Here is a 22,070-nt window from a genome sequence, read left to right as displayed (position 1 = left end):
TTACACAAAATTCATTCAATTTATGCAAGATACTTCAAAACAATATGATGCTGTAATAGAAACGTGTCGTAGTTTGTTTATTAATAAAATGAGCGACTACGGAAGTGCTTGGCGTATATTAAGATTGCCATCGCTTACCGATCAGATTTTTATTAAAGCACAGCGCATTAGAAGTTTGCAGCAAAATGAGGTTAGGAAAATTGATGAAGGGGTGCAGAGCGAATTTATAGGCATTATCAATTATTGTATCATGGCACTTATTCAGTTAGAAAAAGGGGTGGTTGAACAACCCGATTTATCTCTTGAACAGGCCACCAAGCTTTACGATGATAAAGTCACTAGTACTAAACAGTTAATGCAAGATAAAAATCATGATTATGGTGAAGCCTGGAGAGAAATGCGTGTGAGTTCACTTACAGATTTAATCTTACAGAAACTGTTACGCGTTAAACAAATTGAAGATAATTTGGGTAAAACACTAGTAAGTGAAGGTATTGAAGCTAATTATCAAGACATGATTAATTATGCTATTTTTGCAATGATTCATCTGGCTAGTTCAAATTCCAAATAATAAAAACTAAATTCCAAAGCTATTGGGAGAAGAAAAAAACATATAATCTTGAACGACGCACTTTTGAATTCGCAAGAGACTGTAGATTTTTAGTTAAAGAATTAAAAAATACAATTTCAAATATAGAAGATGGTAAGCAGTTGGTTAGGTCTTCAGGCTCTGTTGGTGCAAACTACATTGAAGGAAATGAAAAGCTAGGTGATAAAGATTTATTGTTTAAATTGAGAATATCGAGAAAAGAAGCAAAGGAAAGTGAATATTGGTTAAAACTTCTGAAGGAATTAAATGAAAATGAATCAGAAAGAATTCATAAGCTACTGATTGAAGCAAACGAATTAAGAAAAATACTATCATCAATAGTAAATAAATTAAGATAATTTTAGAAATTTTAATTAAAAACTGAGGACCTTTTGGGATTTAGTTTTTGTGATTTAGAATTTTAAAATGTAAATAAAATTTTATGAAATACATAATACACATTTGCCGCTTTTTAGTTGGTGCATTATTCATCTTTTCAGGATTAATAAAACTAAACGACCCTATAGGTTTCTCTTATAAATTACAAGAATATTTTAGCGCAGATGTTTTAGATTTACCCGTTTTTATGCCTTACGCATTAGGAATTGCGGTGTTTGTAGTGGTTTTAGAAGTCGTTTTAGGTGTTTTTTTATTGATAGGGTATAAACCGAAATTTACCGTATGGAGCTTACTGGCCATGATTGTGTTCTTCACCTTTCTAACCTTTTATGCAGCCTATTTTGAGAAAGTTAAAGACTGTGGCTGTTTTGGTGATTTCTTAAAAATGGATCCTTGGGAAAGTTTCTTTAAAGATTTGATTCTTTTATTATTAATCCTCGTTTTAGTCTATGGTTTAAAACATATAAAACCCTTATTCGGAAGGTTCCCAAATACCCTTCTAGCCTTATTAGGTTTTATTGGAAGTCTTTGGTTTGGCTATCATGTACTAATGCATTTACCCGTTTGGGATTTTAGAGCCTATAAAGTGGGTGCAAATATAGCAGACGGTATGACTGTTCCTGAGAACGCGCCAAAAGCAATTCAGGAATTCACCTGGACCTTTAATGTAAATGGTGAAGAAAAAGTAATCGTAACAGACGGTAGCTACCCAACAGTAGAAGGTGGAGCATATGTAGGTGTAGAAACTGAAGTTGTTAGAGCGGGTTACGATCCGCCAATAAAAGATTTTTCCATAGAAACGGAAGATGAGAATCTTACCGATACATTTTTAGCAGAAGACCATCTCATTATGGTGGTGTCTTACAGTTTAGAAACGGCAAATGCTGAAGGCTTCAAGAATGTTAAAGACATTACAGATTTGGCAATAAGGAGAGGTTATACCGTAATAGGCTTAACCGCATCAGGAGCTGAAGCAAAAGCAAAAACAAAAGACATCTATAATTTGAATTTCGATTTTTATTTATGCGACGAAAAAGCATTAAAAACAGTTATTCGCTCCAATCCAGGAGTCTTAAAATTAGAAAAAGGAACGGTGGTACAAAAGGTGCATTTTAATGATGTGGATGATTTAGAATTGCCAGAAGTACCGCGTAAGCCAGAACCAATTGCCGAAGAGAAGATCACCTTGTATTTTATTGATGATGAGCCCGCGACGGAAGAAGAGGTTGAGGCTTTGGATCCTGATACTATAGAGCAAATGAATGTTATAAAAGATATCATTCAATTGAAAGAGCTAAACATGCAAAACAGTAGTGTTGTAAATGAAATTATAAAAATTAAATTAAAAGAAAACTAATCTGATAAGCTATCTTCTAAACAAAACGTTCTACGCATTACTTACATTATTTGGAGTTGTTACTCTTATATTTTTTTTATTTAATGTCTTGCCTGGTGATCCTGCATTAATGATGTTGGGGCAGAATGAAGACAGTGAGCAATTGGCAATCATAAAAAAAAAGTATGGCTTTGATAAGCCTATTGCAACGCAGTATTTATATTATTTAAACGATTTGTCGCCCCTTTCATTTCATTCTACTAAAAGAGGTAATTACACCTTTTTTCGCGACAATAAATATACGGGGACAACACTTTTTACTATTGGGGAAACCACTACTGTTGTAAAGTTCCCTTATTTAAGAGAGTCATTTACAAAACAAGGGAAGAAAGTAAGTCAGGTGTTAGGTGAAACCTTACCCAATACTTTTGTGCTAGCGGTAACAGCGATACTCATTGCTTTGTTATTGGGCATCAGCTTAGGTGTCGTTTCAGCCTTAAAAAAAGACACGTTTTTAGATAAGTCCATTCAGATATTAAGTACTATAGGCATGAGTGTGCCTTCCTTTTTTAGTGCCATCTTGTTCGCCTGGTTTTTTGGATTCGTACTCCATAAGTACACCAATTTAGAAATGACAGGTAGTCTTTATGAGTTAGACGATTTTGGTGAGAATATGAACATCAAATGGAAAAATTTAATACTACCAGCTATCGTTTTAGGTATTCGCCCATTAGCAGTAGTGATACAATTAATGCGAAATTCGTTATTGGAAGTTTTTAACCAAGATTACATTCGTACTGCGAGAGCTAAAGGCCTATCTGAGTTTCAAATCATAAAAAACCATGCGCTTAAAAACGCAATGAATCCAGTAGTCACGGCAATCTCTGGTTGGTTTGCCAGTATGCTAGCAGGCGCCGTATTTGTAGAGTATATTTTTGGTTGGAACGGCTTAGGAAAAGAAATTGTGAATGCGCTAAACACACTAGATTTACCAGTAATAATGGGTGCTGTTTTAATAATAGCCTTACTTTTTATTATCATTAATATTTTTGTGGATATTATTTATGGTTGGTTAGATCCTAAGGTAAAGTTCGAATAGATTTTTATCAAGGAAGGCATTTATTTATAAAAAAATAATTAGAGATTTAGTAATAATTTGAATGTAGATATAAATATTGTAAATAATAATTACTAATTTTTAGGTCTTAAAATCAGAACGTTAAAAAAACAAAGTATAAATTAAAAGATACCTGTGTTGGCAGGCATTAATTATGAGACAAAATATAGTGGCAGGAAACTGGAAGATGAATAACGATTTATCACAAACTGAAACCTTAATCACCGCATTAAAGAAGCAAAAGCACAGATCAGATGTCGAGGTAATGATTGCGCCAAGCTTTACTAATTTATGGAATGCTTTTGAGGCTTTAAGACAAAGCGATATAGAAGTTGTTGCGCAAAACATGCACTTTGCAGAAAACGGGGCATATACCGGAGAAGTAAGTGCGGCAATGTTAAAAAGTATTGGCATACAAACCGTTATTTTAGGGCATTCAGAGCGACGTGCTTATTTTAATGAAGATGATGCGCTTTTAGCAAAAAAAGTGGATGCTGCCTTAGCTAATGACATGCGTGTTGTTTTTTGCTTTGGTGAAGAATTAGCCGATAGAAAAGCAGGAAACGAAGAAGCTGTAGTTGAGAGTCAAATTAAAAATGCCTTATTTCATTTAGAGGCGTCAGCGTTTAAAAATATAGTATTGGCTTATGAGCCCGTTTGGGCGATTGGAACAGGTGAGACAGCGAGTCCGGAGCAAGCACAAGACATGCATAAATTCATAAGAGAAACGCTTAGTAATAAATACGGTAAGGCACTAGGCGATAACATGTCTATCCTTTATGGCGGCAGTGTTAAACCTGCAAATGCCAAAGAAATTTTCTCAAAACCCGATGTAGATGGCGGTTTAATAGGAGGAGCAGCTCTTAATGCAGCAGATTTCTATGCCATTGTGAATGCGTTTTAATTAAATAACCAGAAAGAGTAACTATTTTTTTAGAATGGCGTTACCACGAGGGTCGGGCTTTCAGTAGTCGCTCTCTGCGAGGAGCTCCAACAAATACTTCAATCCCTAACGCAAATTGAGCGTCTAAGGAAATTCGTAAATCAAAACATATAATTCGTAAATTAAAACATGTCAAATACTATATATTTAGGTTATTATTTTAAAGTCCAACCGTTACAACCAGGAACCGAAATTTTGATAGCCGAGCTCGGCTATGCAGGTTTTGAAAGCTTTGTCGAAACCGAAGACGGGGTGACTGCTTACATTCAAAAACACGAATGGTTTGAGGGTATTTTAGATGATATCTATGTGCTTACTAGTGATGAATTCAAAATCACCTACACGTTTGATGAAATCGAGCAAGTTAATTGGAATAGTGAATGGGAAAAGAATTTCAATCCTATCATTGTTGACGATTTGTGTTCAGTAAGAGCGCCTTTTCATGAAAAGCCAGATACGAAGTACGATATCATTATCGAACCTAAAATGAGTTTTGGAACAGGACATCACGAGACGACACACATGATGATTCAGCATATTTTGAAAAATGATTTTGAAGGAAAATCAGTTTTAGATATGGGCTGTGGTACTGGTGTTTTGGCAATTCTTACAGCGATGAAAGGCGCAAAAAGTATTGATGCCATAGATATTGATAATTGGTGCTATTTAAATAGTGTCGAAAATGCAGAACGTAATAATACGTCTCAAGTTAATGTTTACGAAGGTGACGCCAGTTTGTTAAAGGATAAAACCTATGATGTTATTATCGCAAATATTAATAGGAACATACTGTTACAAGATATTTCTGTCTATACGACTTGTTTAAATAAAAATGGAACCTTGTATTTGAGTGGGTTTTATAATAGTGATATTCCTTTCATACAAGATGAATGTACTAAAAACGGACTAACATTTCAATCAAAATTTGAAAGGAATAATTGGGTGGCGCTACAGTTTAAAAATTGATTATGTTTAATATTTTGCCTTAAAAGTTAATAATAATGTAATATTTTAATAAAAATTATGCATTTTACGGTTAAAACCGTAATTTTTTTAGTTTCTATTACTTACATTTGCCTCAGAAATAAATTTATTTTAAAAGTATAGTTTGTTAGTATTTAATTTAAATAACTGATGCATGTCAAGCTATGCCCATTGTTTACGTAGACCTTTAATTTATTATTAATTAATCACAATTACCCAAAACAAATGAAAAATTTTAGAATATTTTTAATGGCAATTATTTCATTATCGTTCTTTTTCCAATCTTGCCAAAAAGAAGATATTAACGAATCTCAACCAGAATCTAAAGTCCTTCCAGATTCAAATACTAACGATGTTCCGGAGGTTATCGTTAATAAGCTAGCAGAGTTTTATTTAAATACAGACGGCGTTAAGAAAGTAGATTTTATGTTGCCTGATGGCACAACAAAAGAAATGTATCAAGTCGAAGAAGACATCATTATGAGCGAGAAGCAAATAATGGAGTTGGAGATAGGTATGGGTGTTACAGACCGAAATTACCGCACCAACAATTTAGTGTCGCAAGGTCGAAACATCTCTATCATTGGTTATACTGGTGGCAGTCAAGGGCTATCAAGTAAAGAAAGAACCGCATTACAATGGGCTGTTGCTAATTACAATCGTTTGAGTGGTGTTTCTATTTCATTCACATTAACTTTTGGCACAGATTATCAAAACAAAGATATGGTGGTTTACCGTGGTAGCGGTGGAGGTGCAGGTGGATCTGCTGGTTTTCCAAGTGGAGGCTTTCCAAATAAGTATGTTCAAATCTATGGTTTAAACAACTATGATACAAATGTTATAGAGCATGTAATTACTCACGAAATTGGTCACTCCGTTGGATTTAGACATACAGATTGGGACACGAGAAGAAGTTGTGGTCAAAATGTTAACGAAGGAACAGCTGGTGTAGGAGCAATTGCTATCCCAGGTACATCTTCAGGATACAACGCTAATTCAATCATGGTGGCTTGCTTTAGCTCTGGTGAAAATGGTGAATTTGATAACGATGATATTATTGGTTTACAATATATGTACTAAATAAATATAACGAAAAGTTAAATTTTTTATAAAGGGCGCCAATTTTTGGCGTCCTTTTTATTTTTATTCATTAAAAAAAATTATTTTAGTTTAAAATATTGAAAATGAGTACCAAAGAAGAGGTATTAGAGCAGGTTGATACTGTAACTAAAGAAAAGAAGAACAACGAGATTGTTGTTTATAATGACGATGTTAACACATTTGATCATGTCATTGAGACCTTAATAAAAGCTTGTGATCATACTCCAGAACAGGCAGAACAATGTACTATTTTAGTTCATTACAAGGGTAAATGCACCGTAAAAACAGGAGATTTAAAAGATTTGAAACCAAGGTGTTCCAGGATTTTAGAAGCGGGTATAAGCGCAGAAATTATATAAAAATTACGTTTTTAGTTTTAATAGCGCTTAGGTTAAGTTTTCATTCCTGTTTAAGTTTTCATTCCTGTACTTATTTCAAAAAAGTACAAACGTAAATTTTATTTATTCGCGTTATTAAACGGGAAATGAATTGTTTTAATTAATTATAATGAAAAGAATAAAGTTAAAGGTTTCTGCTATGCAATGCTTAGGTATTACGACCTTAATTTTAATTACTGTGGTCTTCTTTGCTGCACTAAACATTGCTTTCACTTGGGTGTTTTACTTAATAGTAATAGGTCAAGGTTCATTAATATTTACGGTCTTTAAAGTCTTAAAAGATGATTATATTACAGCTAAAACATTTGAAGACTTTTATGAAGACAAACCAATTGCTAAAGCGTAATTTTTTCTTCTCTTTGCTCAAAATTTAATTCAGGCATATATGCTATCTAAAATAGCTTTTGGAGGAGGCTGTCATTGGTGTACAGAAGCCGTGTTTCAAGCACTCGTTGGTGTTGAGAAAGTAGAACAGGGTTTTGTCGCTTCAAATGGTGAGAACCGTTCGTTTTCTGAAGCTGTTATTGTCCATTTTAATCCTCAAATAATTACATGGACTTTGTTAATAAATGTTCATTTATTAACGCATAAAAGCACGTCACAACATGCCATGCGAAAAAAATATCGTTCAGCAGTGTATGTGTATACCCAAGAGGAAATGAACAAAGTAAAGACTATTCTAGAAAAATTTCAGAACCAATTCAATAAACCCATTATTACTAAAGTTTTATTTTTTAAAGCTTTTAAACCTTCACAGGAGTCCTTTAAAAATTATTATTTAAAGAATCCTGAAAAACCGTTTTGCAAAACATTTATTAAACCAAAATTAAAAGTGTTGCTACAGCAGTTTCCAAAGCATGTTGATACGATGCTGATAGGAGAGTGAGGTGTATTTCTTTTTAAATATAGTATTTGTAATACATTTTTACTCAAAACACCTTATAAAAAAGGGTTTGGCACCTGCTAATTTATGAGAATTTTAAGACCATTCATTTTATTAGAAATCTGGATGGTAGTATATTTAACTTTAATCATAAAAAATATTAACATGAAAACATTATATGAAGCAACTACTAGCGCTTTAGGAGGCAGGAAAGGACATGTAAAATCTGAAGATGGACCTATTGATATGAACCTATCGGTTCCAAAATCAATGGGAGGCGATGGCGGTACGGGTACCAATCCAGAACAACTTTTCGGAGCTGCATACGCTGCCTGTTTTGGAGGAGCCATACAGTCGGTAGCCAAAAACGAGGGGATTACTATTGATGAGGAAGCCTTAAATGTAACTGCTATCATAGGGTTTTGTAAAGATGAAGAGGGCTTCTTTTTAGAGGCAACCTTAGATTGTTACATTCCTGGAGTAGATATCAAAACAGGAGAAGATTTGGTAGAAAAAGCGCATGAAGTGTGCCCGTTTAGTAAGGCAACACGGGATAATATTACAGTAACATTAAATTTATTATTAGACGAGTAGATTCGTGTATTACTGTAAAATAGCTTAAAAATGGAAAAAAAAGCTCACCAATTGGTGAGCTTTTTTTTTTTTGACCGCAAATGGATTGAAACGTAGTCCTTCCCTTTGAGTCGCAACCAGGCACCCCTTAAGCCACATCTAGCATGCGTGTTTTAGGGGCTCTAAAATTTAAAAACAAGCGTAAAAGTAGCACATTATTTAAATAATATTGAAGACTAGAAATGAGTAGAAAATACACCTTCTAAAATTCAATAGTACCTTACTTTGTAAGTTTTACTAGCGTTATATCTCATTTTTTTTTAGAGGAATTCGTTCATCCGTCTCCCTTATGCACTGCTGTGCATTGGATTGGTGTATTTGTAGGGCAAGATATATTGTTTCTTCAAGGTTTTGTTACTAATCTCATTGCTTGAAGGTATAGAAGTGGTAGAAATTGTGCCGAATATGAAACAGTGCAAAAAAAAGATAATGAAGGGGTGCAGTTGAGAATGATGCAATGATGAAAGAATTAAGTCACTATATCAATTTCATAGGAACAGTCGACACGCTCGCGCTAGCAGGGGAGTTATTTGTTCATTTTAGTACAGAGGAATTGTTTAAAAAAAAAGTGATCCTATAAAAAAATCTCAAAATACATGACTTTATTTTCGGAAATACTGCAATTATCTACTTGTTATAAAGTCAATGGCACAAGCTATAAATCCTTGTAGCAAACGTCTTCGTTTAATGATTACTTTCACGATATCTTTTTACAAAACAGGTGTAAAGCCTTATTGTTTAGATCTTTTGGGTTAAACCTATTTGGTCAATTCTTGATTCTTATTAGAGGCATCCACAAAAGCGAATAGAGAAAAAACTTAATGTTTACTATATATTTTAACACGAGTATAGCATTTTTTTAATTATCGATTATTAACAATAAAAACCAACAAATTATGAAAAAATCCATTAATCTTTTAGTGATAGCAATGCTGTTATTTATGAGTTGTGAAACAGAAAATGTAACGTCTGATGATCCATTGGCTAATAAGGAACTAGACAGCGAAGCTGTTTTTAAAACCTTATTTTTCTATTTAGGAGAAGAGGCTAATTCTATTTCTACTTTTGATCAGCAAGTAGCATTGTTGAACAAAACAAAAGCAGAAGATAAAGCGTTTTTTGAACACTATAAAGCTTCTGCAGAGGCTTGCTTTAATATGGTAAAACAAAAGAATCCAGTTTTTATAGAGCGATTAACAGATGCTGTTCAGCACAAAGATTTTGAGCAAATAAAAGAAGAACTGGTTTATGGACGTAGCTTGCTAATGGCTATTGTTTCTATAGATATTTTAAAGGCAGCGACAGATAAAAATATATTAGAACAGCTAGAGAATCTTGATATTGATCACTATAACCTTTCTAGTAGTGAAACATTAGAAAAGTTAAATAGGGAGCTAGTAGTCATTATGGATGCATTTGAAGTAAGTAAAGAACAAGATGAAAATTCATTGAATCCTAACCAAAACAGGACAGATCCTAGTCCTCATCCTGATTTATTACGTTATCAATTAGCGTACAATTATAGCCTTAAATTGATTGAGGTGACTAACAATTTTGCAAGAGTACTTATTTACCCATATAATCCTACTTTTCCTTTTGCGTCACCTTTGGCTTTATCTAGTAATCATTTGTGTTTGCCTCGTGTTCACGTGAAAAAAGCGCCTATAACGCATTCAGATTATGAAAATTATTCCGGCGAAAAACTGATTAAAGAAATTGTCATGGCTTTTGAACAATAGCAGAAATACTTAAACCCCTTGAGCTTTAGTAATAGCTCAAGGGGTTATTTAAAAGCACTAGACAATTGTAAAAAAAATAATCTTATGAAACATGTACTTCTTTTGTTTGGATTTGTAATAGTATTTGGATACTTGCATATTAATTTCATTACCAGTTTAGGTGATAATGTCATGAATGTCTCTACAGCGGAAACAAAAACAATTCAGACCTTCTTTCCACAGGGTTGGGGTTTTTTTACCAGAGACCCTCGGGAGCCAAAATATAGACTGTACAAAATTGTGGCGGGAGAACTACACTTAGTAAACTTCCGTATTACTTCTTCAGATAATTACTTCGGACTCTCACGCAAAGGTAGCCGCATCGGGCTGGAAGTGCTTCGTATTAAAAATAAATTGCCTCAATCAGAGGCCTGGGAACCTTCTACTATTCCTCTTGAAAAAATGCCCCTGAAAAAAATGGCATATGAGTGTGTAGACCCCATATCCGGTTTATTATATATAGAAGAAGGAAATTATATACTCAAAGAATATCAAACCACGCCGTGGTCTTGGGCAAAGTATCAGGGACCCTATTCTAAAAACTATAAATACATTCCATTTCAATTGGTTAAATCATGATACAACACTATAAAAAAGCTTATAATACTATAAGTAATCACATGTTTTCTAATAATCCATTTACCTGGGTGTATGGATTATCCAGAACAATACTTGCATTGTGCGTCTTAATTATTCTTTCATTTAGTGATACACTTGTATTATTTGACCAAGGGATGTACAACGGTCAATTAGGAGAGAAATTATTTAGCAACTATAACTTATTTTATGTCTTTGGTTGGGAGAACTTAGGGTATTCCAAAGCGATAGCAATTGTCATTTTACTAATTGTTGCCTCTGGATGGCGCCCAAGATTTACTGGAATATTGCATTGGTGGGTTACAGCTAGTTTTTTTCACGCTTCCAGTTTGTTAGAGGGCGGAGATCAAATAGCAATGATTCTTACCTTGTTATTAATTCCTGTTACTCTATTAGATCATAGAAAGTGGCACTGGCAGGCAAGCGATAAGTTTTCTGAATATAAAAAGTTTGTCGGAAATTTGATGTTTGTATTGGTTGCCATTCAGATGTCACTCTTGTATCTCAATGCAGTAACAGATAAAATCTATGTGTCTGAGGAATGGAAGGTAGGCAGCGCATTTTACTATTATGTTAATGATGCCTTCTTTAGCTACCCAGAGTGGATGGACCCATTTATGATGAATTTATTAAACAGTTCCATATTTGTCTCAGCAGCGACTTGGGGGACCCTTTTGTTAGAACTCGTATTATTTGCTGTAATTTTTTCTAATAAAAAAACCAAACTTTTAGTCTTTCCTCTCGGCGTTATGTTTCATTTTTTTATTATCCTATTCTTGGGATTGGTTAGTTTTTTCTTTGCTATGTTAGGCGGACTCATTCTATATTTAATCCCTTCAGAGACACCCCCGCCGGTATTAAAATTAAAACCAATACCTTTTAGAATACGAAATGATAAAAGAGAAAACCAAGTACTTTCTTTTTTTAAGTGGAAAAACCATCTAGGAAAACAGGGCATAAAAACAAATGTTGCTGGAAAAGGATGATTGCAGATTAGAGGGATATCATTTAGTGTTCACGATTCTATTTAATATCGCAGAGAACTGGTAGAGATTATGGTTAATTATTCATTTTATTAGGGTGATTGTAATGACTGTTATAAAGGATAATACTTCATTAATGTTTACTCCAAATAAAGGCTAGCAACTCTACTTTAAGGGTTAAGTTACTCATTGGTTTTCTAGCGCTATGATGAAACGTTCTGCCTATTGAAGGCAAATAATTATGTACATATGAGTAATAAAAAAGTGGATTCATCTTTTCTTCATTTTCGTGTTATTATTAATGCGTTTTGAAACAGAATAGTGTGCGTCTGACGATTACTTAATAAAGCATTAGACAGTGAAGCTGTTTTTAAATCAATCTTTATCACGATTAGATAGCAATCGTTTCCCACAATAAAAGGGTCTGATTTTTTCTTTTTATTTATAGCTATTAGCGTTCTAAATTATGTCGTTTACCTTTTGCACTATGTTAAAAAAAACAGATATATTTATATGATTTATAGTTATTTAGTGTAAACTATGTCCTTAGTATTATATAAATTTTATAACTTAGTATGACACATACAAATCAACAAAAATGCTAAGGGCAATTATAGTAGACGATGAACAACTCTCCATTGATAGTTTAAAATGGGAGCTTAGCACACATTTTTCTGAAATCGAAGTTGTTTTTTCTACAAAAAGCAGCAACGAAGCTATAAAGGCCATAAATGTTTTTCAACCAAATTTACTTTTTATAGACATCCAAATGCCTGATATGGATGGATTTCAGTTATTAAATCAACTTGAATTTAGAGACTTTGACATTATTTTTATTACAGCTTTTGATAGGTACGCTATTAAGGCACTGAAAGTAAATGCTACAGATTATTTATTGAAACCCATCGACAAAGAAGAATTGGGTATTGCCATCAAAAAAGTTATTAAACACCAAAAAGAAGAAACGCTCGGAGAAAATTTAAAAGAAATATTAAGAAACACGAGAAGTAACAATGATGTAAAGCATTCCAAAATAGCCCTTCATATGGAGAAAAAAATAATCCTTGTGGAGCAAAAGGAAATACTGTATTGTAAATCTCAAGGAAGTTATACTTATGTTTTTATGCATAACGGGCCAAAACATCTTATCTCTAAAAACTTGAAACAGTTATTTTTAAGCCTTGACCATAATGAGTTTTTTAGGATTCATCAGTCGTATTTAGTGAATCGAAAATATATTGTAGAATATTATAGAGGTGATGGTGGAGAAATAATTTTAACCAATGGAAAAAATTTACCAGTGTCTAGAAGCAAGAAAAATGAATTATTGCAACACATTACAAATTAAATAAATCATTGGATTTTTTTAATGACAATTTTTATACGCTGTTTTATGGATGGACACTAGGAAGTATTTTTATACTTTCCTTAATTACATTCTTTATTTATCTTAAAATAAAAGAAAGAAGTTTTCTGTTCTATTCACTATATGCTTTTTGTTTAAATATTTACATTGGTATACGTGCCCTAGATGCAATATCACATAGTGCAAGTATTGCTGTAATGGAAATTAATCTGTATATCAACTGGCCGCTTCAATTTGTTTATTATACGCTATATCTTCTTTTTATACGTTCCTTTTTTAATTTTAAAATAACCCAACCTAAAGTTGATACACTTATCATTAAATTTCTTTGGATCTTAGGGTTCACGTGTTTTGGGTTTACCCTAATTAATGTCTTCGTTCTCTCCAATACTAATACAGATTTGCCTTACTATTTTAGTGAATTTATAATATATTTCTATATCCCTACATTTCTGCCTTTTGTGGTATATATTATCTATAAAATCCTACAAACAAAAAACCCAGCGAAATACTATATAATTTTAGGAGGCACCAGTTACGTCGTATCTGCACTTGTTTCTATGTATTACTCTGTAAATGATGGGTTTGATTTTCCAATCTTTTTTTTTATGATTGGAGTTCAGGTTGAATTTGTATTTTTTATTATTGCACTAGGTATAAAAGTTTATGGCATATTTAAGGAAAAAAATAAGTATCAAAAACAATTAATAAGCCAGTTAAAAGAAAATAAAAAACTTATTGAGTATAATAATGAGATCCTTTTAGAGCGTATTGAATTGTTTGCTGAAAAGGAAATAGAGCTTGAATTGAAACATAGTATCAGCGTATTAAAATCTAAGGTATTTAGAAGTCAGGCCCACTCTCATTTTATCTTTAACATTTTAAACTCTATTAAAGGGACAATAATCAATGATGAAAAAGAAAAATCAATTGAACAAATCAATAATTTTTCAAAGTTGATAAGAAGTATCCTTAATCATTCTTGGGAAGAAGAAATCTCTTTGGAAAAGGAAATTGAAATCACACAACTTTATTTTGCTTTAGAAAATCAAAGGTTTAACAATCAAATTACATTTAGCGTAACACTACACAATCGCATTAACTCGCCAGAGCTTATTATGGTGCCTCCGTTTATTATACAGCCTTTTATTGAAAATGCCATTTGGCACGGATTAGCCAATATGGAAGAAGATAGAAAGCTCGATCTTAGTATAGAAAAACAAGACCAGTATTTGTTAATTAAGGTAAGGGATAATGGTATTGGTATTTTAAAATCGTTGGAAATAAAGCGTAAAAGAAGTATCAATCACAAATCGATGGGGATTGATATCACTAGAGAAAGATTAAAACTTTTTGCTCAGAAGTGCAATGAAAACTATGATCTTTTTTTAGAAAATATTGGTGACGAACAGAACTCTAAAGGCACTCAAGTTACGATTCAAATTCCTTATAAAACGGTATAATTATTTGGTGTTTGTTAATGATTAAAAAGAAAATTGAAATTTTAGAAGTAAAACCAATAAATAATATAAATAGTTAAAGGATAAGTAAGTCCTAGGTGTTTGAAAACTAGAAAGTAGTCATTACTGTAGGCTTCCCCATAAATAGGACAGTTAATAATTCGAATGTACTAACTTTAAAGCTTAAAACACCCAAACCATCTTATACAAATACGTTGTTCATCATTCAAGAAAATCGTGAGATACAAATTATATTTTCAATTTTTAATTAATGATACAGACCAAACTATAATTTATCAATACTTCGTGTTCGCACTATTTGATTTGAAAACGCATTATTTGTTGATAGCTACTTCGTATTGGATTGCCATCTTCTTTCGCTGGTGAATGCATTTTAGGTATTAATGCTACTATTCTTTCTAATTCCTCAAATAACGTGGGAAATTGTTTACGTATTCTTGCGTTCTCATACCATTCCTCGGGCAAACTAGTAGTACCATCTGTTTCAATCAATATTCTAGGGCGTACATTAAATAAAGAACTTTTTTGACTTGCTTTTATTTCTTCTTCTATACCGTTAATTATCTGGTAATTAAAATTACTCGTAATGAATTTCTTTATTGATTTTTCAAAACAATTTATGTTTTTTTCTCGATTTGTTGCATTCGCACATCCTTCATAAACTGGAGGATTTTGAACAGTTAATTCAGAATAATCAACCCTTGTATTTTCCTGACTAATACCAAATGGGCATATTACGATACCAAAAATTAGGAATAGAATATTTTTCATCGATAAAAATTTTGTTAGAAAAAAGTGGATATAAGTCTTGAAAGATTATCAATTACAGACGTAAAAAAACACCTAATACAGGGTCTTTCAAACGAATCACAATTTTGGTGTTCTATATATTAGCTATATATTAGTTTTCTGATTCAAGTAAATTTGTGAAGCCAATAGTTAAATATTCAGTTTTAAAATTCAAACTATTATGAAAATCCTATTTATTGTTACCCTGTTTTTGTGCTCATTTTCCCTCTATGCTCAAGATACAACAGTGAGTTTTGCCACTGTAGAAAATTCACCTGTTTATCCCGGTTGCGAAAAAGAATATAGTAATGCTGCTCGTAAAAAGTGTATGGTTGAAAAAATCGATAGTTACTTTATAGAAAGTTTTGATAGAGAACTAGGAAGAGAGTTAGGCTTAAGTGGGATAATATCGATCAGAACAGAGTTTGAAATTGATAAAAGTGGTAAAGCTATAAATATTCTTACCAAAGCTCCACACCCTAGAATAGCTGAAGAAGCTAAAAATATATTAAAGTCTTTGCCCGATATGCGGCCTGCTACGCAAAGAGGGAAAGCAGTTGCGGTAAAACTTGCTAATCAATTTAGCGTCGAAATAATTGAAGTTGAAGAAATAAATGAAAGTATAAATAAAGTAGAAAAATATTATGATAACGGATTGCTATTTTCTGAAGGACAGGAGAATGAATACGGAAATAGAATAAGCTTGTGGAAGTTTTATGCCGAGGATGGGAGTTTAGCAATAACCGTCAATTATGATACAATGATTTCAGAAACTTTCATGGATGGAAGTGTTAAATCTAGAGGTAAAGTGGCGCCTGGATCTGGCATGGCAAAAATAGGCGTCTGGCAAAAATTTTACAACACTGGAGAACTCGAAAGTGTAGGTGAACATAATGGTTCTGTAGGTTTTTCCGATAAAAAAGGAGAATGGAAACATTATCATAAAAATGGACAATTAGCACAAATAGGCTATTATACGGATACAGAATCAAACCGTAAAGGTCAATGGAAATATTATCACGAAAATGGACAGTTGAGTGAAATAAGAAATTACAATAGTGTAAATGGGGAGCAATCTGGAGAATATAAATATTATTATGATAATGGACAGTTGGGAAAGATAGGCAAATATAACGGTGAGAATGGTGAGCGTATAGGTTTGTGGAAAGAATATTATGCTACTGGTCAACTAAAAAGTGTGGGCAAGTATGCGGGTGAAGGCGGAGGATTATTTGGTAAACCTATAATGATGGGTGTATGGAAAGAATATAACGAAGATGGTACTCTTAAATCTGAAAAAGAGTATTAAAAATTTCCATTCATTTATAAAAAAATAAAACAGTAATTAATTAAAATCACACTGCATAAATATGAAAACCATACTAATCACGATTGCAACTACCATTTTAATTTCCATTACAGGGATTGCCCAGTCTAAAACATTCATACCTTATTGGGCAAAAAGTTATGATGAGAGTGAGATTGAAGGAAATAGACCTTATAATAGTAGTGGGCAACCTACGGGCGAATGGGAATATTTTTATAATAGATTAGGATCCTACAGGTATGCCACATTTAATTATGATACTTACATCTATAAGGACTTAGATTATAATAAAGTTACCGAGATGATAGGAAAACTCGATAAGAACTTTAATAAAACAGGTATTTGGAAAATCTATCATAAGTATGGATCCGATAAAATAGCAGAAAGTGGTATGTATAGCAATGGATACAAAGAAGGTACCTGGACAGAATATGATTTAAGAGGCAATACTGTTGGTACAACAAATTATGTAAAAGGAAGTAGAGAAGGCACGCGTATTAAGCTAAAAAAGACTGATAGTGGAGCCACCATAAAAACTACAGAAGCTTGGTTAAACGATAAACAAACAGGTCCTTACAAAGAAGAATTTCTAATTGAGGATAAAGTAATACTTATGAAAACGGCAGACTATGAAAACCACCTTATAGTAGGCGATGAAATAACGTATTATGAAGATGGTAATATTGCTACAAAAACAACGTATAACGGCGCATATGATGCTAGTATTATAAAATATTATCATGAAAACGGAGAGATTAAGGCTATCGAAAACCTAAAAGAAGGCTATATGAGAGATGGTAAGTTCACTATTTATCATAAAAATGGTGAGGTATACACAATACAAGATTATAGTGATAATAAGCTACTTAACATTATTACCACAAATGACAGCAGTGGTAAAAGTCTCGATAAAGGAACTTTAAGCAATGGAAATGGAATTCAGTTCAATTATGACGCAGAAGGAAATTTAAGTGAGAAGTTGAAATTTGAAGATGGCCTTAAAACACATAGCTCTCAATTTCAAAATGGAGAACTAGTATATGAGGAATTTTATGACGATAAAGGAAACGTTATAAGATGGATTGGTTACCAAGATACTGTAAAAATGGTGGAGTTTAACATGGGAAAGAACTCTAATTTTTATACCAAGATTAGTTACTTAAATGGTAAAAAAAGTCAAGAGGAAACACTTACATCAAAAGGACTTATTTTTATTGATTATGAAGATGAGGTTGTCAAAGAAAAGCGATTTCATTTTAGGAGTAGAGATGTAGTTTCAAAAAAAGAAATTTATGAAAATGGAAAACTCATCGAAGAGATAAATTATGATAAAAACTAACCGTTTCTGTTTACAGCATAATTTTGAAAAAGCAGTTGTTAAAATTTAAGTAAGTTCATTTAGACGCTGCTTCCTTATTTCTATTTTCGAGTAAATTAGTTTAAAAAAGCAAGGTAAATGGATCTAATGTTTTCAAGCTGGTGTTATAATCCCATTATATTAAGTTTGGCTAAAAAAATTTTATAAATGAACGTATGAAATTGAGAAGACTATCAGTATTTAATTCTTTAAAACCATGTTGTATTAATAGATGTTCAATGAAAAATATACTATATATAATTTTTTTCTTCACCACCTCTGTAATGAGCAGCCAAGAAGTCAAATTAGTAGATTTTAAGTCGTCTAATTGTGACGAAGAAAAAGAAATTAAAAAGACAATATTGTCTAGAGACTATGAAAAGAATACCTTTAAAATAAAAATCGCTACAATAAGAAACTGTTGTAGCAGTGTTTCTCCTGAAGTAAATTTTAAAAAAAAGGTTTCTGAGGAAAAATATACTATACATAGAAAATACTGAATATTCAGATAATCCTTGCATGTGCTTGTGTTATTACGAATATGAATATACTATTACAGGTCTTGAAGATGATAATTTTCTACTATATATCAATAATAAAAAGATTGAATAGTTAAAACGTTAAACTATTATTGCTTGCAGGCTATGCGCAACTTTTTTAAAACGATATGCATTTTTAAAATATACAATTACAAACTGCATGAAATCTAGATGATATGAAATACTACGAAATAGCACTCTTTTTTCTGATAGCTTTGTCCGCAAAAGCGCAACAACTAATTATAAAAGACGGCCTTAAAGCGCAATATGTACAAGAAGCTATCTTACCGGTTTCAAACAACGCCTATGTAGTGTTAAAGGATAGCACCGCTTATCTTTATAATGTAGCTAATATACTGCCGTACAAAACACAGCAGCTTAAGGATAGCTATGTTTTAAATGTGATTGAAAATAGATTGTATAAGATAAGATTGCTGCCACAGTATTTCGATCAAATTGATGCAGATACCCAGGAGCTCATTACACTGGTAACCTATACCTATGAGACACATTATAGTGTTCTAGGTAGCAGTAAAACAAAGGCGTTCAGTGAGAAATATGGATACTTAATTCCGAAAAATGCAGTTTCAGAAGATTTGCCCTTTAATGAATCCTTTAATATCGAAGATAATTATACTGCTGCTATTTATGATGATTCGCACTTCATGCTACCTTCGAATTATATACGTGCTGATAAAACTAATATCATAGCAGTTCACAGAAATGGAGATCTTGTTCTCACAGCTGCCGAGAATCATAAAGTCACTAAAAAGAAGATATGGTCTCAATTTAACGGATCTCTAAGTCTGGTGAATTGCGTGAAAATTGGTGATGTGGCGCGTATCACTTTTCAAATAGATCCATCAGAAACAGATCAAATAGAGGCTTTCTGGAGCATTATAAATCTAAAAACACAAGCTTTTGTGCCAATAGATTTAAAAAAATTCAATGCTAATCTAGCTAACCTACAAGAACAGGACGCAGTATTACTTAATAGTGTCCCATTTTTTTATAAAGGGACAAACAATAGTAATATCAGGATGTTTGTACTACCCAACAAAAATTTTGTTTGGTTAGATGATGAATCATACTATTATGGTTCTGATGAATTGAACAATTATGCCACCATGCAAAAGGAAGATAAAAGCTTCAGCCTTAATGCACATGGGTATATCTATAACCATCCTTCGCGAATTTTAAGTGCGATTGCGCCACAAGAAAAAGATAGAATTAGAGCGATTGCAAAAATTTATGTCAAAAACAAATATAAAATAGAACTAGAGCGCTGCAATAAATAAACGTTATGCTTTATATCAAATTTGAAATACAAGATTCATCAAAGTTTGAAGATTTTCAAAAATTATACGACCATATGGTTAAAGTAAGACAACCTGGTTTTAAGTTTGATGAAGAAGGTCCTGAATTTGATTGGGATACTATGCCCGAGGAAGAAGTAGAAGCTGCATTAGAGGAATTAAATACTTTTTTAGACCAACAGGTAGAACCTGAAAAACATAGATGCAATGAATTACTGCCAATTTATGCAAAGGTATTTCTAGAAAGCTATTTGCAAAGCGAGAGTGAAAATTTAGAATCATTTGGTAGCCAAGATGTATTTTCCATATTTAATTATTTAGAATTCGGTTTCGAGGTGGATATGGATCATCTTAAAAAAATAAATGAACATGTTGGCATCGTTGAATTTTCCACGGGAAATTATCCCTTTGGTGGTATGGAGCGTTTTATCATGACATTGGCCGCCTATAATTTAAAACCCGTAGCGTGTTTTGACGGCTTCAATGAATGTGCATTTAATTGGACTTCTCCATTTGAATATGAAACTAGTATTATACCAAAAAAAAATATTTTGCAAATGATTAAAAAAGTGATTCGTAATAATTTCTTTAAAATATTTCTTTTTTTAATACTTATATTAATTTCAAATAATGCTGTAGCCCAAATTAGCAGTCCTGATTACCAATTGAAAAAAAACTTTAAATGAAAACAAATTAAGTGAGACATTAATTTTAGAAAAACCAGAATTCGTTTCACCAGAAAAAGAAACTTTATTTTTCTTTTCAGAAACCTATTTTTTCGATCTTCAAAATTATTATGGCAGCGTAAAAGAAGTTGAGAATACACATATTGTTTATGAACCTGATGAAACAATTATAAGTGCCGATACTTCAAAAATTGCATTTAAAAACCACTTAATTAGAAATGCAACAATAAGTAAAAAACCAATTTTAGATCTTATAGGCATTGATAGTATTTCAAAAAAAGGGAAGATGGTTCAACTATTTCATTTTGATGAAGAATCAAATTATATCTATCAAGCTTATAAAATAAAAAACGATCAAATTATAAGTGCAGTAGATAACACCAGTGTTCAGTTTTATAAAACAATGTACACCTATAATAACAACCACAGCTTACTAAAAGCTGAAACTACTGATGACTATGGTATTCACGCAATAGAGACAGCAACTTATAATAAAAATAACACAATCAGTTCTAAATAAAGATTTGATACAAGCGACGGAATAAACGTTACAACCACTGCCTATACATATGAAGATGATTTATTAATAAAAGTAGAAAAACGCAATATTCTTTATTTCGTTCCTTTAGATCAAGTTAAAAAACCACTAGACAAAATAGACTATTCAGAATACACAGATGAAGATACTTTTATAAACTTAAACACGGTGAATTTCACCTTTAATAATAAAAAAAAATTGATCAAAATAGAGGAAACTAGCAAGGGTTTTTCTGAAAATGAAGGGGTTAATTATGAAAACACTTTAATATTCACATTGCATCATAAACCAAATAAGCTAATTGTAGAAGCTCATTTGCCAGAAAAAAGAACCTACGAATATATTTTTGATGACTTAGGAAACCCAAAAGAAATAAATTCCTATGTTGTTGATACCAATAATACTTGGCTTCATAAAAAAACAACGTTTAATATTTTATATAATGAGTAATAATTGGTTTATAAAAAATTACATGAATATATATGGCTGTATATCAGAATGTAGCGAGTTTTAACTAAGAAAATATAGTAAGTGGCAGTTATTGCTACCACTATAATTTTTACCTACCTATTAACTGCCATTAAACTTACAATCAATTGGGAATAACTGAGATCAATAAAAAAAAACCACGTAATTCTTATGAATTACGTGGTTTTTTTTACTGTTTATAACAGCTTTTAGTGACCTCGACTGGATTATTTCATGATCCTGATAAAGCGCCGCTTTGAAAATAGTATAAACAAAAAAAACGCTCAAGCAAGCTTGGCGTTTTTCCTTATTTTACTATTTATTCGTGACCTCGACTGGATTCAAACCAGTAACCTCTTGAGCCGTAATCAAGTGCGCTATTCAGTTGCGCCACGAGGCCTTTTTTGTGGGTGCAAATATATTCTTTTTTTAGAAACTCTTCAAAATAAAAGCAGAAAATAT

The 22,070-nt window shown here is 32.2% G+C and carries 24 protein-coding genes and 1 tRNA gene; 23 read left to right on the top strand and 2 right to left on the bottom strand.

Going from position 1 to position 22,070, the window contains the following annotated elements; translation table 11 throughout:
- The first annotated feature begins 22 nt into the window (after positions 1 to 22).
- The 16 genes from GQ46_RS06095 to GQ46_RS18050 all read left to right on the top strand — a co-directional run bounded on the left by GQ46_RS06095 (position 23) and on the right by GQ46_RS18050 (position 14,570).
- Positions 23 to 571 carry a DUF1599 domain-containing protein gene (locus tag GQ46_RS06095; protein ID WP_044399279.1) on the top strand — a complete coding sequence of 183 codons (549 nt, stop codon included), beginning with the start codon at positions 23 to 25 and terminating at the stop codon, positions 569 to 571.
- A complete protein-coding gene (locus GQ46_RS06090) occupies positions 568 to 948 on the top strand; it encodes a four helix bundle protein (protein ID WP_369793455.1) in 381 nt (126 codons plus the stop codon). The genes GQ46_RS06095 and GQ46_RS06090 overlap by 4 nt, the downstream gene beginning before the upstream one ends.
- A gap of 83 nt (positions 949 to 1,031) precedes the next feature.
- Entirely contained in the window at positions 1,032 to 2,345 is a 1,314-nt protein-coding gene (locus tag GQ46_RS06085) for a BT_3928 family protein (RefSeq protein WP_044399275.1), read from the top strand.
- Between the two features lies 1 nt (position 2,346).
- Entirely contained in the window at positions 2,347 to 3,423 is a 1,077-nt protein-coding gene (locus tag GQ46_RS06080) for an ABC transporter permease (protein ID WP_044399273.1), read from the top strand.
- Between the two features lie 172 nt (positions 3,424 to 3,595).
- Positions 3,596 to 4,345 (top strand): triose-phosphate isomerase, encoded by a 750-nt coding sequence (tpiA, locus tag GQ46_RS06075; RefSeq protein WP_044399271.1) that lies wholly within the window; start codon positions 3,596 to 3,598, stop codon positions 4,343 to 4,345.
- Positions 4,346 to 4,513: 168 nt separating this feature from the next.
- Positions 4,514 to 5,350, top strand: coding sequence for a 50S ribosomal protein L11 methyltransferase (gene prmA, locus GQ46_RS06070; RefSeq protein WP_044399269.1), 837 nt, complete (start codon positions 4,514 to 4,516; stop codon positions 5,348 to 5,350).
- A gap of 243 nt (positions 5,351 to 5,593) precedes the next feature.
- Positions 5,594 to 6,448: a M57 family metalloprotease gene (locus GQ46_RS06065; protein WP_044399268.1), complete on the top strand. Its 855-nt coding sequence runs from the start codon at positions 5,594 to 5,596 to the stop codon at positions 6,446 to 6,448.
- 104 nt (positions 6,449 to 6,552) lie between these two features.
- Positions 6,553 to 6,828, top strand: a complete 276-nt coding sequence (locus GQ46_RS06060; RefSeq protein ID WP_044399266.1) for an ATP-dependent Clp protease adaptor ClpS — start codon at positions 6,553 to 6,555, stop codon at positions 6,826 to 6,828.
- A 148-nt stretch (positions 6,829 to 6,976) separates the two neighbouring features.
- Entirely contained in the window at positions 6,977 to 7,213 is a 237-nt protein-coding gene (locus GQ46_RS06055) for a hypothetical protein (protein WP_231567330.1), read from the top strand.
- A 39-nt stretch (positions 7,214 to 7,252) separates the two neighbouring features.
- Positions 7,253 to 7,753, top strand: coding sequence for a peptide-methionine (S)-S-oxide reductase (locus tag GQ46_RS06050; RefSeq protein ID WP_044399264.1), 501 nt, complete (start codon positions 7,253 to 7,255; stop codon positions 7,751 to 7,753).
- A 162-nt stretch (positions 7,754 to 7,915) separates the two neighbouring features.
- The gene (locus GQ46_RS06045; protein ID WP_044404640.1) at positions 7,916 to 8,344 is read left to right on the top strand and encodes an organic hydroperoxide resistance protein; all 429 of its coding nucleotides are present in this window, start codon (positions 7,916 to 7,918) and stop codon (positions 8,342 to 8,344) included.
- Between the two features lie 935 nt (positions 8,345 to 9,279).
- The gene (locus GQ46_RS06040) at positions 9,280 to 10,122 is read left to right on the top strand and encodes a hypothetical protein (RefSeq protein ID WP_044399262.1); all 843 of its coding nucleotides are present in this window, start codon (positions 9,280 to 9,282) and stop codon (positions 10,120 to 10,122) included.
- A gap of 84 nt (positions 10,123 to 10,206) precedes the next feature.
- Positions 10,207 to 10,740, top strand: a complete 534-nt coding sequence (locus tag GQ46_RS06035; RefSeq protein WP_156133109.1) for an SdpA family antimicrobial peptide system protein — start codon at positions 10,207 to 10,209, stop codon at positions 10,738 to 10,740.
- Positions 10,737 to 11,744, top strand: a complete 1,008-nt coding sequence (locus GQ46_RS06030; RefSeq protein ID WP_052503419.1) for a sporulation-delaying protein SdpB family protein — start codon at positions 10,737 to 10,739, stop codon at positions 11,742 to 11,744. The genes GQ46_RS06035 and GQ46_RS06030 overlap by 4 nt, the downstream gene beginning before the upstream one ends.
- Positions 11,745 to 12,339: 595 nt before the next feature.
- On the top strand, positions 12,340 to 13,089 hold the full coding sequence (locus GQ46_RS06025) for a LytTR family DNA-binding domain-containing protein (protein WP_044399260.1): 750 nt from the start codon (positions 12,340 to 12,342) through the stop codon (positions 13,087 to 13,089).
- Between the two features lie 8 nt (positions 13,090 to 13,097).
- Complete coding sequence (locus tag GQ46_RS18050; RefSeq protein WP_052503418.1) at positions 13,098 to 14,570, top strand: sensor histidine kinase; 1,473 nt, start codon at positions 13,098 to 13,100, stop codon at positions 14,568 to 14,570.
- Between the two features lie 312 nt (positions 14,571 to 14,882).
- Here the strand turns inward: GQ46_RS18050 and GQ46_RS06015 are convergent, their stop codons facing one another.
- Positions 14,883 to 15,359, bottom strand: a complete 477-nt coding sequence (locus tag GQ46_RS06015; RefSeq protein WP_044399259.1) for a hypothetical protein — start codon at positions 15,357 to 15,359, stop codon at positions 14,883 to 14,885.
- Between the two features lie 199 nt (positions 15,360 to 15,558).
- On the opposite strand from GQ46_RS06015, the gene GQ46_RS17095 reads away from it, so the two are divergent.
- The 7 genes from GQ46_RS17095 to GQ46_RS17945 all read left to right on the top strand — a co-directional run bounded on the left by GQ46_RS17095 (position 15,559) and on the right by GQ46_RS17945 (position 21,590).
- The gene (locus GQ46_RS17095; RefSeq protein WP_082041713.1) at positions 15,559 to 16,686 is read left to right on the top strand and encodes a toxin-antitoxin system YwqK family antitoxin; all 1,128 of its coding nucleotides are present in this window, start codon (positions 15,559 to 15,561) and stop codon (positions 16,684 to 16,686) included.
- Between the two features lie 61 nt (positions 16,687 to 16,747).
- Entirely contained in the window at positions 16,748 to 18,043 is a 1,296-nt protein-coding gene (locus tag GQ46_RS06005; protein WP_044399258.1) for a hypothetical protein, read from the top strand.
- A 257-nt stretch (positions 18,044 to 18,300) separates the two neighbouring features.
- Positions 18,301 to 18,561, top strand: a complete 261-nt coding sequence (locus tag GQ46_RS06000) for a hypothetical protein (RefSeq protein WP_044399257.1) — start codon at positions 18,301 to 18,303, stop codon at positions 18,559 to 18,561.
- 215 nt (positions 18,562 to 18,776) lie between these two features.
- Positions 18,777 to 19,898 carry a hypothetical protein gene (locus GQ46_RS05995; protein WP_044399256.1) on the top strand — a complete coding sequence of 374 codons (1,122 nt, stop codon included), beginning with the start codon at positions 18,777 to 18,779 and terminating at the stop codon, positions 19,896 to 19,898.
- Between the two features lie 5 nt (positions 19,899 to 19,903).
- Complete coding sequence (locus tag GQ46_RS17955) at positions 19,904 to 20,602, top strand: hypothetical protein (RefSeq protein WP_231567328.1); 699 nt, start codon at positions 19,904 to 19,906, stop codon at positions 20,600 to 20,602.
- Positions 20,603 to 20,888: 286 nt separating this feature from the next.
- On the top strand, positions 20,889 to 21,122 hold the full coding sequence (locus tag GQ46_RS17950; RefSeq protein WP_044399254.1) for a hypothetical protein: 234 nt from the start codon (positions 20,889 to 20,891) through the stop codon (positions 21,120 to 21,122).
- A 216-nt stretch (positions 21,123 to 21,338) separates the two neighbouring features.
- A complete protein-coding gene (locus tag GQ46_RS17945; protein WP_231567327.1) occupies positions 21,339 to 21,590 on the top strand; it encodes a hypothetical protein in 252 nt (83 codons plus the stop codon).
- 344 nt (positions 21,591 to 21,934) lie between these two features.
- On the opposite strand, the gene GQ46_RS05975 is transcribed toward GQ46_RS17945, so the two are convergent.
- Positions 21,935 to 22,008: transfer RNA gene (locus GQ46_RS05975), tRNA-Arg, on the bottom strand.
- Positions 22,009 to 22,070: the final 62 nt, after the last annotated feature.

The organism is Lacinutrix sp. Hel_I_90, assembly GCF_000934685.1.
Taxonomy (GTDB): domain Bacteria; phylum Bacteroidota; class Bacteroidia; order Flavobacteriales; family Flavobacteriaceae; genus Lacinutrix.
The sequence above is the reverse complement of the archived record's forward strand: the minus strand, read 5'-3'. Positions and strand labels throughout refer to the sequence as shown.